This is a genomic window from Paenibacillus woosongensis (assembly GCF_009725165.1).
GTDB lineage: Bacteria > Bacillota > Bacilli > Paenibacillales > Paenibacillaceae > Fontibacillus > Fontibacillus woosongensis.
Window position 1 is genome coordinate 39215 of record NZ_WNZW01000011.1, and the last position, 15419, is coordinate 54633.

General features: G+C 50.8%; 15 protein-coding genes. 9 read left to right on the forward strand and 6 right to left on the reverse strand.

Features of this window, described 5'->3' with window-relative positions; all coding sequences use genetic code 11:
* The first annotated feature begins 78 nt into the window (after positions 1-78).
* The 4 genes from GNP95_RS20185 to yunB all read left to right on the forward strand — a co-directional run bounded on the left by GNP95_RS20185 (position 79) and on the right by yunB (position 4828).
* Positions 79-714, forward strand: coding sequence for an NAD(P)/FAD-dependent oxidoreductase (locus GNP95_RS20185; protein WP_155612738.1), 636 nt, complete (start codon positions 79-81; stop codon positions 712-714).
* Between the two features lie 173 nt (positions 715-887).
* On the forward strand, positions 888-1715 hold the full coding sequence (gene nadE / locus GNP95_RS20190; protein ID WP_155612636.1) for an ammonia-dependent NAD(+) synthetase: 828 nt from the start codon (positions 888-890) through the stop codon (positions 1713-1715).
* A gap of 3 nt (positions 1716-1718) precedes the next feature.
* On the forward strand, positions 1719-3968 hold the full coding sequence (locus tag GNP95_RS20195) for an ATP-dependent helicase (protein WP_155612637.1): 2250 nt from the start codon (positions 1719-1721) through the stop codon (positions 3966-3968).
* Between the two features lie 98 nt (positions 3969-4066).
* Entirely contained in the window at positions 4067-4828 is a 762-nt protein-coding gene (yunB, locus tag GNP95_RS20200) for a sporulation protein YunB (RefSeq protein WP_155612638.1), read from the forward strand.
* Between the two features lie 56 nt (positions 4829-4884).
* On the opposite strand, the gene GNP95_RS20205 is transcribed toward yunB, so the two are convergent.
* Positions 4885-5925: a M23 family metallopeptidase gene (locus GNP95_RS20205; RefSeq protein ID WP_155612639.1), complete on the reverse strand. Its 1041-nt coding sequence runs from the start codon at positions 5923-5925 to the stop codon at positions 4885-4887.
* Positions 5926-6100: 175 nt separating this feature from the next.
* On the opposite strand from GNP95_RS20205, the gene lipA reads away from it, so the two are divergent.
* Positions 6101-7000 (forward strand): lipoyl synthase, encoded by a 900-nt coding sequence (gene lipA / locus GNP95_RS20210; RefSeq protein ID WP_155612640.1) that lies wholly within the window; start codon positions 6101-6103, stop codon positions 6998-7000.
* 25 nt (positions 7001-7025) lie between these two features.
* Positions 7026-7406 carry a YutD family protein gene (locus tag GNP95_RS20215; RefSeq protein ID WP_330163532.1) on the forward strand — a complete coding sequence of 127 codons (381 nt, stop codon included), beginning with the start codon at positions 7026-7028 and terminating at the stop codon, positions 7404-7406.
* Positions 7407-7561: 155 nt separating this feature from the next.
* Here the strand turns inward: GNP95_RS20215 and GNP95_RS20220 are convergent, their stop codons facing one another.
* From GNP95_RS20220 to ylbJ, 3 genes are all read right to left on the reverse strand, one after another.
* Positions 7562-9013, reverse strand: coding sequence for a S41 family peptidase (locus GNP95_RS20220; RefSeq protein ID WP_155612641.1), 1452 nt, complete (start codon positions 9011-9013; stop codon positions 7562-7564).
* A 129-nt stretch (positions 9014-9142) separates the two neighbouring features.
* Positions 9143-9946: an NAD kinase gene (locus GNP95_RS20225; RefSeq protein WP_155612642.1), complete on the reverse strand. Its 804-nt coding sequence runs from the start codon at positions 9944-9946 to the stop codon at positions 9143-9145.
* A gap of 124 nt (positions 9947-10070) precedes the next feature.
* The gene (gene ylbJ / locus GNP95_RS20230; RefSeq protein WP_155612643.1) at positions 10071-11351 is read right to left on the reverse strand and encodes a sporulation integral membrane protein YlbJ; all 1281 of its coding nucleotides are present in this window, start codon (positions 11349-11351) and stop codon (positions 10071-10073) included.
* 389 nt (positions 11352-11740) lie between these two features.
* Here ylbJ and GNP95_RS20235 point away from each other — a divergent pair, with 389 nt between their 5' ends.
* A complete protein-coding gene (locus GNP95_RS20235; RefSeq protein WP_330163533.1) occupies positions 11741-12118 on the forward strand; it encodes a globin domain-containing protein in 378 nt (125 codons plus the stop codon).
* A gap of 59 nt (positions 12119-12177) precedes the next feature.
* Entirely contained in the window at positions 12178-12876 is a 699-nt protein-coding gene (locus GNP95_RS20240; RefSeq protein ID WP_330163537.1) for a DUF2225 domain-containing protein, read from the forward strand.
* Positions 12877-12977: 101 nt separating this feature from the next.
* Here GNP95_RS20240 and GNP95_RS20245 read toward each other — a convergent pair whose 3' ends face one another.
* Both GNP95_RS20245 and GNP95_RS20250 read right to left on the reverse strand, forming a co-directional pair.
* Positions 12978-13211 carry a hypothetical protein gene (locus tag GNP95_RS20245; protein WP_155612646.1) on the reverse strand — a complete coding sequence of 78 codons (234 nt, stop codon included), beginning with the start codon at positions 13209-13211 and terminating at the stop codon, positions 12978-12980.
* On the reverse strand, positions 13208-13384 hold the full coding sequence (locus GNP95_RS20250; RefSeq protein ID WP_155612647.1) for a YycC family protein: 177 nt from the start codon (positions 13382-13384) through the stop codon (positions 13208-13210). Before GNP95_RS20250 ends, GNP95_RS20245 begins: the two co-directional genes overlap by 4 nt.
* Before the next feature lie 87 nt (positions 13385-13471).
* Here GNP95_RS20250 and GNP95_RS20255 point away from each other — a divergent pair, with 87 nt between their 5' ends.
* Entirely contained in the window at positions 13472-15274 is a 1803-nt protein-coding gene (locus GNP95_RS20255) for a M3 family oligoendopeptidase (RefSeq protein ID WP_155612648.1), read from the forward strand.
* Positions 15275-15419 lie beyond the last annotated feature (145 nt).

Genomic DNA, 15419 nt, shown 5'->3' on the forward strand with positions numbered 1-15419 from the left:
TTTCAGCAGTTTTTTATGCCTCGTTGAATACCCACCGGGGGTATGTTATTATTGTTAAATGAGAAGGAGGGAAAGGGTATGGAGAATTCGAATGTTAAGATAGCCATTAATGGCGGCATAGGATTCGGTTCAAAATTGAATGCAAAACAGCTGGCTGTTATTACCAAATACATGCATGAAAATGACGAATTAGAGTTAACCACTTTTCAGCAATTATATATTACGGTGCCTGAAAGCGATGTAGCGATGCTCAAGGAGGAGTTCGAGCAGGTTGGACTTGCGTGCTATCCTGTTGGAAACTTTGTAAAAAGCTTAAGGACCTGCAATTTTTGTAAAGGAGCCGAGGAAGAAGGCATGCCGGTAGCCGTCGAGCTGAATAGAAGATTGGCGGGCAGGCCAGTCCCTTTTACGCTTCGTCCGGCGTATACAGGCTGTCCTATTGGGTGCGGTGAGCCTTTAATTCATGATATAGGCGTAATGAAGGTCAGAGGCGGGTACAATCTTTATATTGGCGGCAAATCCAAGGGGGCAGATGCCAGGGGCGGTGTTTTGCTCTTGGAAGAGGCGACGCCAGAGGAGCTGTATGGTGCTGTTGAACAAATCATTGAAATCTATTCGGGGCAGGGTAAAAGAAGAGAGCCCTTTGCCAAGTTCGTGGACCGGTACGGATTTGAAAATATATGCCATGCAATCACAGGTTCAAGTCCCCAGTAATTGGGGACTTTTTACGCTGCGGTTTGAATTTTATTGAAGATGAGCATGGTACAATAAACGGGCAGACAGAGGTCCAATCATGACTTGGGGAAGTTTCTACGGAAAGATGGCTTTTCAAGCTGTTTGGGGTAATGATAAGTTTATAGACAGGTAGAAGGGAGTTACGTATTAAAATGTCAACCGATCATACTCAGAAGCAAATTACTGAAGCATTACACGTCAAGCCGAGCATCGATGTACAAGCGGAAATCCGCAGCCGGATCGACTTTTTAAAAGCTTATTGCAAAAAGGCCGGTGCGAAAGGTTATGTTCTAGGCATTAGCGGAGGCCAGGACTCCACACTGGCCGGCCGGCTGGCGCAATTGGCGGTAGAGGAGCTCCGTGCCGAGGGGTACGAGGCGACATTCTATGCGGTGCGCCTGCCTTATGGGGTGCAGAAGGATGAAGCCGACGCCGTGGCGGCCATGGAATTCATTCAGGCGGACCGGGAATTCGTCGTAAACATTCAGGAGCCTGTCTTGGCTTTGGCTAACGTGGTAGAACAGAGCACCGGCCAAAAATTATCCGATTTCAATAAAGGCAACGCCAAAGCACGCATGCGCATGATCGTCCAGTATGCGATCGGTGGAGAGACCGGCTGCCTGGTTGTAGGTACGGATCATGCCGCTGAATCGGTCACGGGCTTTTTTACGAAGTTCGGTGACGGGGGGGCTGACGTGCTGCCGCTGGCCGGACTGACCAAGGGGCAAGGACGCGAGCTTCTGATGGAGCTCAAGGCAGCTGAACAGCTCTATCTGAAAATACCGACGGCCGATCTGCTGGATGACAAACCTCTGCAATCCGACGAAACTGAGCTCGGCATCTCCTACGAGGTGCTGGATCAATATTTGACGGGAAATGCCGTTGATCCCCAAAACCAAGCAAGCATCGAGAAGCGGTATGCCGTTTCAAGGCATAAGCGGGAGCTGCCGGCCACGCCTTTCGATACGTGGTGGAAATAGGTGATGCAGCAAGAACACCCCTTTTTTATACGCAAAAAGCAGCAAATTGCTGTTCATCTCAATGAAGTGCAGCAGCAGGCGGTTCTGCATACGGAGGGCCCCTTGCTGCTGCTTGCTTCGCCTGGCTCGGGAAAGACGACGACGCTGCTGATGCGGATCGCTTACCTGATCGAGGAGAAGGGAGCACAGGCTTCGCGAATTAAGGCGATTACCTTCAGCCGGGCGTCGGCCGGGGATATGAAGGAGCGATATCAGCGATTTTGTCCGGAGCTGCCGCCCGTTGATTTTTCCACGATCCACAGCCTGGCTTTCGAAATTGTGCGCGAGTCCTTCCGAGTTCAGGGATTATCCTTCCGATTGATCGAGGGGCATGGGGCGAATCATCATATAGAACCGAGAGAGGCAGATGATCTGGCAGCTCCCTACTTGCATAAGAAATTGATATTGCGCGATATATTCAGGGCAGTCACGGGAGAGAACATCACAGATGACCAACTGGAAGAGTTAACGACATATATTAGCTATATTAAAAATAAAATGATCCCGGAGAACAAGCGGGGCGATGTGTCCTGCGGCGTGCGCCATGCGGAGCAAATCCTCAGCGAGTACGAAAAATATAAGATAATGCATCCAAGCGGCTTGCTCATCGATTTCGATGATATGCTGACGATGGCTAATGATATTCTCGACAAAGATGCGAGACTGCTTCGCAAATATCAGCGGCGCTATGATTACTTGCTCACAGACGAAAGTCAGGATACGTCGCTGGTGCAGCATGCGATCGTTGAAAAGCTGGTAAATGAACATCGGAACTTATGTGTGGTAGCGGATGACGACCAATCGATTTATAGCTGGCGTGGGGCCGAGCCGTCCTATTTGCTGGAATTTCAGCAGATGTATCCGGAGGCGCGGATTCTGTATATGGAGCAGAACTATCGTTCCTCAAAAAGTATTGTCGAGACAGCCAATCAATTTATCCAACGGAACAAAAGCCGTTATAACAAGCAAATGTTCACGCACAACGATGAAGGGCAGCCGATCTCTATCAAGCTCCTGCCCGACTATAAGCAGCAAACAAAGTATTTAGTCGAAGAGATTCGCAAGCTGGGCAATTTGGGCGAGGTAGCTGTACTTTACCGTAACAATGCTTCCTCTATTGATCTGATGAATCAATTTGACCGTGCAGGGATTCCGTTCTATATGCGTGATGCGGACAATCGTTTTTTTTCGCATTGGGTGGTGCAGGATATTCTCAATTTCATGAGGATGTCGTATACGGACCGGAGGCCAGATATACTGGAAGCCATTCATACAAAATTCAACGGCTACATTACAAAGCAGCAGATGGCTGCATTAAAGGATATAAACAACAATGAATCCGTATTTGATAATTTGTTGAATTACGTGCCATTGCGGGACTATCAGCAGAGGCAGCTGCCGCAGTGCAAGTGGATTTTTGAACAGATGAAAGGCATGCCGCCTTTAGAGGCGATAGATGTCATTCGGACGAAGTTGGGTTATGACAAGGCCCTTGATAAAATGTGCGAGCGTCTCGGCTTCCGGAAGGAATATTTGCTGGGCATCCTTAATTCGCTGGAGGAGATTGCGGATTCCTTGAACACAATGGAGGAGTTCGCGCAGCGCCTCAAGCATTTGGAGGCTTTGTTGAAGTCCTCCAAATCTAGAAAAGGTCAGCATGCCGTCACGTTTTCGACCTTCCACAGCGCCAAAGGCCTGGAATTCAAGCATGTATATATGATCGATCTGATTAACGGCATTATTCCATCCAAAGAGGATTTGAAGGGAGGCGACCGTAACGGCGCGCTGATGGAGGAAGCGGCCCGGCTGTTCTATGTCGGCATGACAAGAGCCAAGACGCAGCTTGAGCTGCTGACATATCAGCAAAGGGAAGGGGAGAAAGCGACGGAATCTGTGTTCCTTACCGAGGTTCGGACGATTCTGCATCCTCCGCGGCTTCAAGTGAGTCTGGACTCCGGGCGGCAAATAGCCAGCGGCGGGGCTGTTGTTGCGGCTCCCTCGATGAACGCGAATACAATCCGGTCGGCAGAAGAACTGTCCGCTGGAATGCAGGTTCTTCACCGGGCATTCGGGTCGGGAGAGGTGATCAGGGTATCCGGTTCTGCGGATCTGATCGAAATGCGGTTTGCTGCTGGAATCAAGCGGCTTTCCGTCCGGACATGCCTGGATATGGGCCTCCTTGAGCTTCTGGAGCCTATGGAGATTTCAGGGTAATGGAGAAGGTACAAACCGGGAGTTAGTCCTTCTTTTTCACGATAGTCCTGCATAAACTGGGTGGTGAAGCAATTGAGCGCTGCCTGGGGGGATAGAGAATGCGGATCAGAAGGGGATGGCACAGCCGAAGAAGAAGAGGAAAGCTCAGCAGGAGAAATATCTGGTTTATTGTTTTCGTCTTTTTGGTTACGGCCTTCGTGCTGTTTGGCCAATATGTGGAGCGTAATATGATCGGTCCCATCAAGCACCTGGCTCAGATCCGGGTGAAACAAATTGCCACTGAATCGATCAATGAGGCGATTACGGCCCAAGTGGCCAACCGGGAGCAAATCGATAACCTGATCGATTGGAAGACCGATTCCTCCGGCAAAATCACCGGTTTCATGCTGAATTACTCCGCGCATATGCAGATAACGTCTGATACGATTCAGACGGTTCGGGCTACGATTGATGATGTGTCTAGGCTATCGGAGCATATCCCATTAGGACAGGCGCTGGGAAGTCCCATTCTGGCCTCCTTCGGCCCCAACATCCCCATCCGCATTGAGCCGAAGGGCGACGTAAAGGTCGATCTGAACACGCGCCGCCAGGAGGCGGGAATCAATATGATTCTCGTGGAGGTATTCCTGCGGGTGCGGACGGAGCTGGCGGTCGTCGTTCCATTCGATATGGGAGCTCAGGCCGTGGAGACAGAGATCCCGGTATCCTACATGCTGGTAGTCGGTGATGTTCCGATGTATTACTATGACAGCAAAGGCAATCCTGTCGGCGAGAATGGCGTGAACGCGCCGAATATCGCTTTGCCTTCGATCCCCGAGCAGCCAGGAGCAAGTTCAGGCACGGAACCCGGGCATGAGTGATAGAAATAAAATATTAGGAAAATAAGGGTGACCCGTCAAGAGGCCCCCTTGTTGTTTTACTTCTTCACTCTTTCAGATTGTTCCCATTGCTTGAGCAGGGGAAAGGGGTTGAACGCCCATTCCCTCGTTCCTGTATCTTTATAGATGCCATAGTGAAGATGGGGCGGGAATCTTCCCTGTGTACCCGGAGGGCCGTAGCCGCTGCTGCCTACCCAGCCAAGCATCTGGCCAGGGCTGACCGTGTCGCCGATATTGATTTTCTTATCGAAGCCTTGTAAATGTGCGTAGTAATGGTAGCGATTGTTCAAGTCGCGAATTCCAATTCTCCAGCCTCCGTAAGGATTCCAGCCTTTGGTTTCGACGATGCCGTAACAAACGCTGCGAACGGGCACGCCATAGGAGGCGAACAGATCCGTCCCTTCGTGCGTGCGCAGTCCGCCCCAGCCGCGCCGGTCTCCCCACGTGTCCCGGTATGTATAGGTGCTGGTTACGGGAAGCGGAAAAGCGTTATCGGAAAGGTCGATGCGGTTAAAGGTTTTGTATATTTTAGCAAACTGGCGAATCCGCTCGACGGACGAATCGTTCTGGTAATAGCGCCAGAGGGCGATGCGGATATCGTCGTCGCTATAACCGAAGTGAAGCAAATATGCCGCCATTGTATATAGAGCATCCCGGTCGTTTTTGGGATCGGCTTTTGCGTCTGACGAAGCATCTTTGCCGATGCCGCCGAACAGGGCGATCGTTGCGGGATTGATATCATTGGGATTGGGATTTAAGGGACCCGCCCACACGGCTTCCTTAAAGCGGATTCGGATCATTCTATGGTTCATCTCCGCCTGCTGGCTGCGCGGAGTAATCGACCGCTCGTACTGATCGATCGCGGCCAGCCAGTGCCAAGGAATCTGCGTCAGCAAACCAATTTCTTCGTACAAGCTCCGTCTAAGCTCATAATCGTTTTTGGGGAGAGACGAGCCCGGCTTGCCGGGGGCTTCTGCCGCTGATGCGCCAAAACCGGGAATGTTCCATAATGACGTCAGTACTGTCACCCCAACGAGGCAAGGAATAATTCTGCTGACGAAGAGTAAACTCGACCTCAAGATGAGATCTCCTCCTTTAAAAATCCGTCGCCGATTCCCCATAGAGAAAACAGCGTTTTTTTAGGTTGGGATAAAAGATGTTTTTTTATTCCATTTGTCAATGAGGTTTTTCCAAAGGATTCATGGTATAATAATGGCGCTATAGCCTATTCCAAGAGAAGGAAGGTCTCTATTCTTGTCCAAACTAGCTAAAGAACCGAAACCGGATTGGATTCGAATCAAACTGACGACCGGCGATAATTATCAGGAAATCAAAGAGATGATGCGTTCCAAGACGCTGCACACGGTATGCGAAGAAGCGCGTTGTCCAAATATATATGAATGCTGGGCCAACCGTACGGCTACATTCATGATTCTTGGCGATATTTGCACGAGAGCCTGCCGCTTCTGCGCAGTCAATACCGGGCTGCCTACGGAGCTGGATTTGCAGGAGCCCGAGCGCGTTGCCGAGGCTGCGGAGAAGATGGGGCTGCGCCACTGCGTAGTTACCAGCGTCGCAAGGGATGACTTGAAGGACGGAGGGGCAGCTATCTTTGCGGAAACAGTCCGCGCTGTACGGAAGCGCATGCCGTTCTGCAGTGTAGAGGTGCTTATTCCCGACTTTTTAGGCGATGAGGATTCGCTGCGTATCGTCATGGACGCGAAGCCGGATATTTTGAACCATAACATTGAGACGGTCGAACGTCTTTCGGACCGTGTACGCGCTAAGGCTAAATACCGCCGTTCCCTGGAACTGCTCCGGCGTGCCAAGTCGATGCAGCCGGATATACCTACGAAGTCCAGCATTATGCTGGGGGTAGGCGAGGAATGGTCCGAGATTTTGCAGGCGATGGACGATTTGCGGGCCGTGGACTGCGATATTTTGACGATCGGTCAGTATTTGCAGCCTTCGCCGCAGCATTTGAATGTGGAGAAATACTACCGGCCGGAACAATTTGCCGAGCTGAAGGAAGAGGGCATGAAGCGCGGCTTCAGTCATGTGGAGTCCGGCCCGCTTGTACGCAGCTCTTATCATGCCCACGAGCAGGTTAAGTCGGCGAAGAGCCGTCAGGAAGTCGTTCCGGCAGAAATTTGAGGGCAAGGCAAGAGGGGGATACCGAATGATCCAAATCGGTGGCAGAACATACGAACTGATTCAGAATTACAAGAATGCTTGGGATGCCGAAGCCTTCAAGCAGAGGTACAGCGAAGTACTGGATCGGTACGATTACATTCTTGGGGACTGGGGTTACGAGAAGCTGAGGCTCAAAGGCTTTTTACGCGATAACCATCCCAAGGCGAACCGGGATACCGCTTTTTCGGGAATCACGGATTACATCAATGAGTACTGCAATTTCGGCTGCGCATATTTTGTACTTCAGAAGACAAAGGACGCAAGGGACAATAAGGAGCATAAGGAACACAAAGAGCCAAGAGAGCAGAAAGGGAGCTCCAAGGCATCCGCTTCCCCGAGTCCAGAGAATGTCTCTGAGCAAGTGTAGGACAGGCTCCTGCAGAGCAGCTGTATTAATTATTTACAACCCGACGATGAAAGACGTCCTTCGATAAATTCGAAAGGACGTCTTTTTTACTGCCGATATCGCGTAGCAGGGATCATCTTAATAACTGGATAAATTGCATGATATGCCGAGGGCTGCTACTTCATTTTTACCTTCAGCTTCAATAGTCCCTGCTGGTAGCTCCAATCGACATTAGGATAACTTTTCTTGAACATGCCAAGTTCGATAAAGGTTTCATCGTTAAGAATTTTGACGCTGCCTGCATCCCGTTTGAACTGCTGTTTTTTCCCCGAATCCTCGGTGATCGTCAGCACGCCGGGATTTGCGGTCCAGGATGCCTGGCCTTGAACAAGTGCAGCGAGTACGCGGGAGGATGCATAGACTTTGCTGCCGTCCTGTACCACGTCGAGATAGCCGCTGAAGGATATGTTGTTAATGCTCAGCTCCCAGGGATTTCCGCTGACTTCCATGTTAGTAAGACCGATTTGATGCATCGCTGTAATGAGCTGGGCGGTCTGATTAAGATTCACCTCTACGTCCGGCTCAAGGCCGATATAGTTGAAATCCTCGCGTTTTGGCGTTAAGTATTTCATAATTGTCATTTTCAGTGAGCCGCCGTTTGACAATGAGTAAATGTTTTGGATCCGCGCTTTGCCGTAAGTCTGGGTCCCTACGACCTTGGCGATGCCATTATCCCGCAGCGCTGCGGTCAAAATCTCCGAGGCGCTGGCCGTCCACTCGTTGGTTAAAATAACGACCGGCATGTTAAGGGAACTGCCGTCTGAAATTTTAATGGCCTCCAGGATGCCGTTTTGGCTCTCGATATACATAAGCACGCCGTCTTTGATAAAATGCTTGGCGATATTTTGCGCCGACTCCACGTATCCTCCTAAATTATCCCTGAGGTCCAGAACAAGAGATTTCATGCCTAACTTGCGCAGCTTGCTCAAATGCACAGCGAACTCTTCATCCGCTTGGTCAGAGAACGAAGATATGGCGATGTACCCGATATCTCCCGCCGATATCATGCGGCTGGAAACGGCCGGCAAAGCGAAGTGGGATCTTGCAATCTGAAAGGAGAGCTTGCTGCCGCTCCGGTTAATCGTGATGCTGGCCTTTGTATTCTCTTCGCCTTGAATGAGGTAAATATCATCCACGCTGGTCACGGGATACCCGTCTACGCTGGTAATGACATCCCCTTTGCGCACACCTGCTGCTTTCGCCGGAGAGCCGTCAAGCACCTCGGTGACGTAGAGATTGCCTTGGACATACCGGAGCAATACCCCGATGCCGACGTATTCCTGATTAAGATCATTCTCAAACTCCAGGAGTTCTTCCTCCGTGTAATAATCCGAATAAGGGTCTTCCAAAGTGTAGACCATGCCCCGTATAGCGTTTTCGATGAATTCTTCCCTTTGAACCCCCTCAAGGTTGTTGTCATTTAATAATTGTAGAACCTCTTGCAGCACCTCGAGGTCACTGGCCTCAGCCGCCTCAATCGCGCTGTTGTCTGCATATACCGCCGTAGGCAGGCAAAGCGCCAGGAGAAGGAGGGAGATTACAGCTGACTTGTACCATGATTTCAACATAATCATAAAAACGTCCTTTGCTATGTATTAACTGAAATATAACTCTATCATACAGGTAAAAAAAAGAAATTTATATAGGAAAACGGATGTTTCTGCAACATCCGTTTACAAGGTGCTATAGGCAGTACTTTATCCGAGGAAGGCGTTGCGGACGCGGTTCCAGAAGGGAAAAGGACGATAGCGTACGAAACTGACGCTCTGCTTAGCGACTTGGCAGCGAACGGAGATAAGGTCGCTAATCGGGTAATTAATATGATCCAGAGTAAGCAGCAAATTCTGTTCCTTCCGCGAATAAATGTCGCAATGATGATGCTTTGGCAGCACCAGGGAAGACCCGATCGTCCGGAAAACCCGGTTATTAATCGAGGCGATTTCGGAAATTTGCAGGGCTTTGATCGAGGGATGGATGATGGCTCCGCCCAGGCTCTTATTATAAGCCGTACTGCCGGAAGGCGTAGAGATGCAAAACCCGTCTCCCCGGAACATTTCGAACATTTGATCATTAATATCAACTTGGGCGACAATCGTGCCGTCCACGCCCTTCAAGGTGAATTCGTTCAGGCAAATATACGAGGAGGTCCCTGATTTCTTCTGAATCTCCAGCTCAATAAGCGGATAATGCACAATCCGGGGCTTGAGCAGGGATTCATCTTTGTGCCGGGTAATCATATCGACGAGCTCCGGAATTTCATTGGCTTGCCAATCAGCGAAAAAACCGAGGTGCCCGGTATGTACCCCCACAAACGAGATCGACGGTATACGGTCAATGAACGTATGGAAAGCGTGGAGCATCGTCCCGTCTCCTCCAATGGAAACGACGATGTCCGGTGACTCTGCATCCAACTGAAGACCTTGTTTTGCGGCCAATTGGTGGAATTTTTCGCTCAATTCAACCGACAATTGATCGCCACGGTCAAGAACGTAATATCTCAAGATGACAGGCTCCTTTGTAATAGATATCAGAAAGAATAACTTCGAAGCAAGTGCTTCCTGGTATCGCATGAAAAAAACTACCATTCGTAAAGATCATAATCAATTCTGGAGCAGAACACAACGTTCATTTCCTTGTTCTCCCTTCAGTTCGGGCAAGTATCCGATGAATGATTCGGGCGAGCAGAGATAAAATAAGAAGAACCGCTATCAATTTTAGAAAAATGACAAACGCGTCAGGAACGCTGCTCCATCCCGCCGACATTTCTTCTTCCGGCGAGATCAGCAGCATGGCTGCCGAGCCGGAGCCCATCATTGGAGTCCAGAGTAGCAGCAATAAGGATGCCGCCAGGATGCCGTGGATCAGGCGAGCGGCTAAAAAGGGGAGATAACGCAAATCCGCTCCGTTCAGAATACTGGCCACCTGAGCGTGGACGGACAATCCTCCCCAGGATAAAATGAATGCCGCCGCTGCGGCTTTATACATGAGCGGAACACCGGGCGGAGCCGCGGCTGCTTTGGCGCCGAGGGTTACCTCGAACATTCCCCCCACGAAGGGCTCGGCCAAATCGGCCGGCAGGCCGGCCATAACTAGCAAGGATTGAATGCCTGCATAAAGCAGGCTCATGATACCGGAAGCGGTGAGCAGCTTCAGGACGACCGAGAAGAAAACGACGAGACCGCCGACCACGGCCATCAGCTGCAGGGAGGAGGAGACAGCCTGCTTCAGCAGCTCGCCCAGGCTGCGCCCGTCATTTAACCGGGCCTCGTGCATCGCTTTAAGCGCGGAACGCAGGCTGAACTTTGCCGGGGAGGAGGACATTCTGCCGGACGGGGCGGAGCCTTGATCCGGTATCATATCTATGGCGTTTCCTTGAAGCAAGCGCTCTTCCCCGGTACCGTAAAACCTAAGCATGATGCCGAGAAGGAGGGCGCTTCCGTAATGGGCAAGCGCCAAAATGCCGGCCAGCTGGGAGCTGCCAAAGAAGCCGACCGAAACAGCCCCGATGAGAAAAATCGGGTCCGAGGAAGTGGTAAAGGCGACGAGCCTCTCCCCTTGCACGCGGCTAATGAGGCGCTGTTCACGAAGCTTGGTCGCCAGCTTGGCGCTGACCGGATAGCCGGAGGCAAAGCCCATGGCTGCCACAAAACCGCCGCTGCCGGGAATTCGAAACAATGGCTTCATAAGGGGATCTAATAATTTTCCTATAAAATGGACGATTCCGAACCCAAGCATCAGTTCTGAGATGACGAAGAAGGGAAACAGGGAAGGAAATAAAACCTCCCACCAAATAGCTAGCCCCGTCACCCCGGCTTCCCAGGAAACGGCGGGATAGTATACCATCAGGACGCCGAGCGACGTCATTGTCAATATAATGAGCGAAATGGCAATTCGCGCCAGGTTCATGAGTAACGCCTCCACTAAGTTCATAGTGGAAGTGTATGATTAGATTAGGACAAACAGCACAAAAAAAGCAAGAAAGCGATTACAATTTATACTGTATTTTTGAAAGAGATGTGTTAGAATAAAAATCACAGATGTACACGTCACGGGACAAAAATCTCTGATGGATGGAGTGTTGGCTATGAGTTTTGTAGCAGGTGTGCTTGTATGCGCCTTTGTGTATGTGATCCGTGCTTCTCGCGTCCATTCCAGTGAAGAGGATTGGCGAAGTTATTGACATAGAAGACAGGTTAATCCAGTGGTACGTAAGGGCTCCGGTAGGAGCTTTTATTTTTTTTTGCTATAATTAATAGGAGCACCAAAATACAATGTGGAAGTTGGAGAGGAATCCCGTGAATCCAAGTTTAAGCATTTATGATAACCTGGGCGGCGAGAAGGTCATCCGTCAGATTGTGGAGGCCTTTTATCCCAAAGTGAAGGCGAATCCTCTACTTGGGCCTTTGTTCCCAGAGGATATTAACCCCGTGATGGAGAAACAGTTTATGTTCCTGTCGCAATTTTTTGGGGGCCCATCCCTGTTCTCGGACGCCTATGGCCACCCGATGATGAGGGCGAGGCATCTTCCATTTCCGGTCACGCGCGAAAGGGCGGAGGCTTGGCTGGCATGCATGACGGAAGCGTTGGAAGAGGTCGGAATTGAGGAGGAATTAAAGGATTTTGTCATTAAACGGTTGTCTGGACCTGCTTTTCATTTCGTAAACACGCCTTAAGGATAAAGACGAGAGTGATGATATAACGTCTTACAACGGCGATGAAAGGAAGTAATCGTGTGGAACTGGAACCTCTTTACAAAATCAAGGTGACCTGCGCTTATTGCGAGAATGAATTTTCGACGTCGCGAGTCAGGCCCAGCCTGAAGCGGTCGATTCGGACGGATACCGACTTTTGCGGCTATTACCGTGATGAGAATCCCGATTATTATGTGGTGCGAGTGTGTCCATCTTGCGGCTTCGCTTCGACGGAGAACTCGAACGACCGCCTGACGGAACGGCAGCGCCGAGAATTCGAGCAGAATATTAGTAACCGGCTCGTAAAACGGAGCTACGGCGGAGCAAGGACCTGGGAACATGCCCTGGAGACCTACAAACTCGCCCTGCTCTGCGCGCAGACAATCGGCGAGAAGGAACGGATTATTGCGAGCTTGCTTCACCATATTGCCTGGCTGTACCGTTATCGAGAGGATCATGAACAGGAGCAGCGATTTTTGAAACATGCCTTGAGTTCTTACATAAAGGTATTCGAAAATGAAGGGATTAGCGGCAACGATGCGCGCCTCATGTATTTGATTGGTGAATTAAACCGCAGAATCGGGGCATATAATGAAGCTGTCAAATGGTTCTCGAAGGTGATCAACGATAAGAAAATCATCGATGCCTCAATGATTCGCGCCAGCCGCGAGCAATGGGCGCTGCTGCGGGAAGAAATGCTCAGCAAAGGGGAAGAGCTGACGGAAGAGATTACGGGGTAAGCCCGTTGAAGTGTTTTTTGATCTTAAGCTTATAGCACCGAACTACGGGGCCGTTCACGGGGAAAAGGGAACGGCCCCTTCTGCCCTTTGAAGGCTGCTGCTCACCTGCGCACGACCGTATCGGTCAGCAAGTAATCGGAGTCGCTGTCCAGCAGCGTCAGCTTGTTCTTGCAGCATGGAAAGACGAGCAGCTTCTTCTTTCCTTCGTGCACGTTTTGCACTTCACGAGGTTTCAGGGGGAGAAGGACGTTCTCTTGTCCACAAAAAGGGCATTTTGGCGCATATACATCGCCCATTAAGATGTCGTAAGGCAGAGCCCTTTCAAAAGGTATCATGAGGACGCACCCGAATCGTCCGAAGGTGAAGGCTTGCTCGTTTCCTCTTTGGCAAGCTCCGCGATTTTTTGCATTAAAATATGCTGCGGCATATGCATAAGGTGCTCGAGAGGCACCTTTAATTTTTCGGCTAGTTTAACGGCAGTTTCCGGTGAGACTTGCAGTGGTTTCAAATGATCCCCTCCTGTCGATCTGGTTTCTATATCATACACTTTTAATGCCGGTGGCATCAACATTGGCATAAGGAAAGGATGCGTAATATGGCAGAATTGACAAATCCGGTACAACAGACCTGGGAGCTAGATTCTATTTTTGCGGGAGGCTCTTCATCGGCAGACTTTGAGGCATTCCTGCAGCAACTTCAGAAGGATATCGCGGCGATGCACCAGGAACTGCAGCAGTTGGGCGCCCCAGGGAGCCTGGAAGAGGCAGCGGGTCTGGATCGTCTGATTGCCGGGCTGCAAAGCGCGGCAGGCAGAATCGGCGAAGCGAGCAGCTTCGTGGCCTGCCTAACGGCAGAGAACCAGCATGATAAGAAGGCTGTTCAGCTCTCCAGCAAAGTAACTACCTTGCGTGCCGCTTATGAGAACGCGATGACCTTGTTTCAAAATGTGCTGCGCAACACAGATGACGAGCTATGGGAGCTGTGGATGTCTCGCGAGGAGGTTGCCTCGATTTCGTTCGTGCTGAGCGAAAAGCGCGCCGCTGCTCGTGAGAAGCTCGCTCCGGAGCTGGAGAGCCTGGCATCCGATTTGGCGATCGACGGTTATCACGGCTGGGGACAGCATTACGACACTATCGTGTCGAAAGTGGCGGTTCCTTTCGAGGATGAAGACGGCAGGCAGATGTCCTTGTCTGTAGGCCAGGCGGCCAATAAACTGGGGGACAACAGCCGCGAGGTGCGGGAAGAGACGTTCAAAAACTGGGAAGAGGCCTGGGGCGAAGTCGCGGACTATTGCGCTGATACGCTCAATCGGCTGGCAGGTTTCCGCATTAAGCTATACGAAAAACGAGGCTGGAACGATATCCTGAAGGAGCCGCTGGACATCAACCGGATGTCCAAAGCGACGCTGGACATGATGTGGCAGGTCATTGAAGAGAATAAGCCCGTATTCGTGGCTTATTTGAACCGCAAGGCCAAGCTGATGGGATTAGAGCAGCTGTCCTGGAGCGATGTCGATGCGCCCCTCGGAGAGTCAACGGACAAAATCTCCTATGAGGCGGCCGCCGAGGAGATTGTGAAGCAGTTCCGCAATTTCAGCCCGAAGCTGGCGGATTTCTCTGCCGGGGCGTTCAACAAGCGCTGGATTGAAGCCGAGGATCGTCCAGGCAAGCGCCCAGGCGGGTTCTGTACGTCGCTTCCAGTCAGCGGACAGACGCGCATCTTCATGACCTTCGGGGGGACGGTATCCAACGTCTCTACGCTGGCGCATGAATTGGGTCACGCTTATCACCAGTATCTGATGGATGAATTGCCGCAATTCAATCAAGATTATGCGATGAACGTAGCGGAAACAGCTTCGACCTTTGCGGAAATGATCGTGGCGGATGCCCTTGTGAACAATGCGGCGGACGACAAACAGAAGCTGAGCCTGCTCGCCGACAAAATCAGCAGCAGTGTCAGCTTCTTCATGAACATCCATGCACGATTCTTGTTCGAGACGCGCTTCTATGAGAGGAGAAAGCAAGGAGAGCTTAGCGCCGGCGAGCTGTCAGCCTTAATGGAGGAAGCGCAGCGTGAAGCATACCACGGGGCGCTGGCCTCCTACCACCCTCACTTCTGGGCGTCCAAGCTGCATTTCTATATTACCGATGTGCCGTTCTATAACTTCCCTTACACGTTCGGTTACATGTTCAGTACCGGGCTGTATGCGAGAGCGCAGCGTGAGGGACAGAGCTTTGCAGCGAAATATGATGCTTTGCTTCAGGATACGGGACGCATGACTGTCGAAGAGCTGGCTAGCAAGCATCTTGGAGTCGATTTAACACAGCCGGACTTCTGGAGAGAGGCTATGGCCCCGGCTGTAGCTGACGTCAAGGCGTTCTTGGAACTGACAGAATAAGTAAAATCAGCGGGGCGGGGCTTTTGAACAGAAGCCCCGCTTTTTTGTTGAATTTCATAACTTTGTCGGAATCGTCAGAAATAAATAACCAAATGAATGGGTATAAGGAACTAGTTTATGCCAAGCTGATTTTACATGTTCATAT

Bases quoted from the DNA above. Each gene is read 5' to 3' on its own strand.
- GNP95_RS20185 (WP_155612738.1), top strand. From the start codon at position 79: ATGGAGAATTCGAATGTTAAGATAGCCATTAATGGCGGCATAGGATTC.
- nadE (WP_155612636.1), top strand. From the start codon at position 888: ATGTCAACCGATCATACTCAGAAGCAAATTACTGAAGCATTACACGTC.
- GNP95_RS20195 (WP_155612637.1), top strand. From the start codon at position 1,719: ATGCAGCAAGAACACCCCTTTTTTATACGCAAAAAGCAGCAAATTGCT.
- yunB (WP_155612638.1), top strand. From the start codon at position 4,067: ATGCGGATCAGAAGGGGATGGCACAGCCGAAGAAGAAGAGGAAAGCTC.
- GNP95_RS20215 (WP_330163532.1), top strand. From the start codon at position 7,026: ATGATCCAAATCGGTGGCAGAACATACGAACTGATTCAGAATTACAAG.
- GNP95_RS20220 (WP_155612641.1), bottom strand. From the start codon at position 9,013: ATGTTGAAATCATGGTACAAGTCAGCTGTAATCTCCCTCCTTCTCCTG.
- ylbJ (WP_155612643.1), bottom strand. From the start codon at position 11,351: ATGAACCTGGCGCGAATTGCCATTTCGCTCATTATATTGACAATGACG.
- GNP95_RS20245 (WP_155612646.1), bottom strand. From the start codon at position 13,211: ATGATACCTTTTGAAAGGGCTCTGCCTTACGACATCTTAATGGGCGAT.
- GNP95_RS20255 (WP_155612648.1), top strand. From the start codon at position 13,472: ATGGCAGAATTGACAAATCCGGTACAACAGACCTGGGAGCTAGATTCT.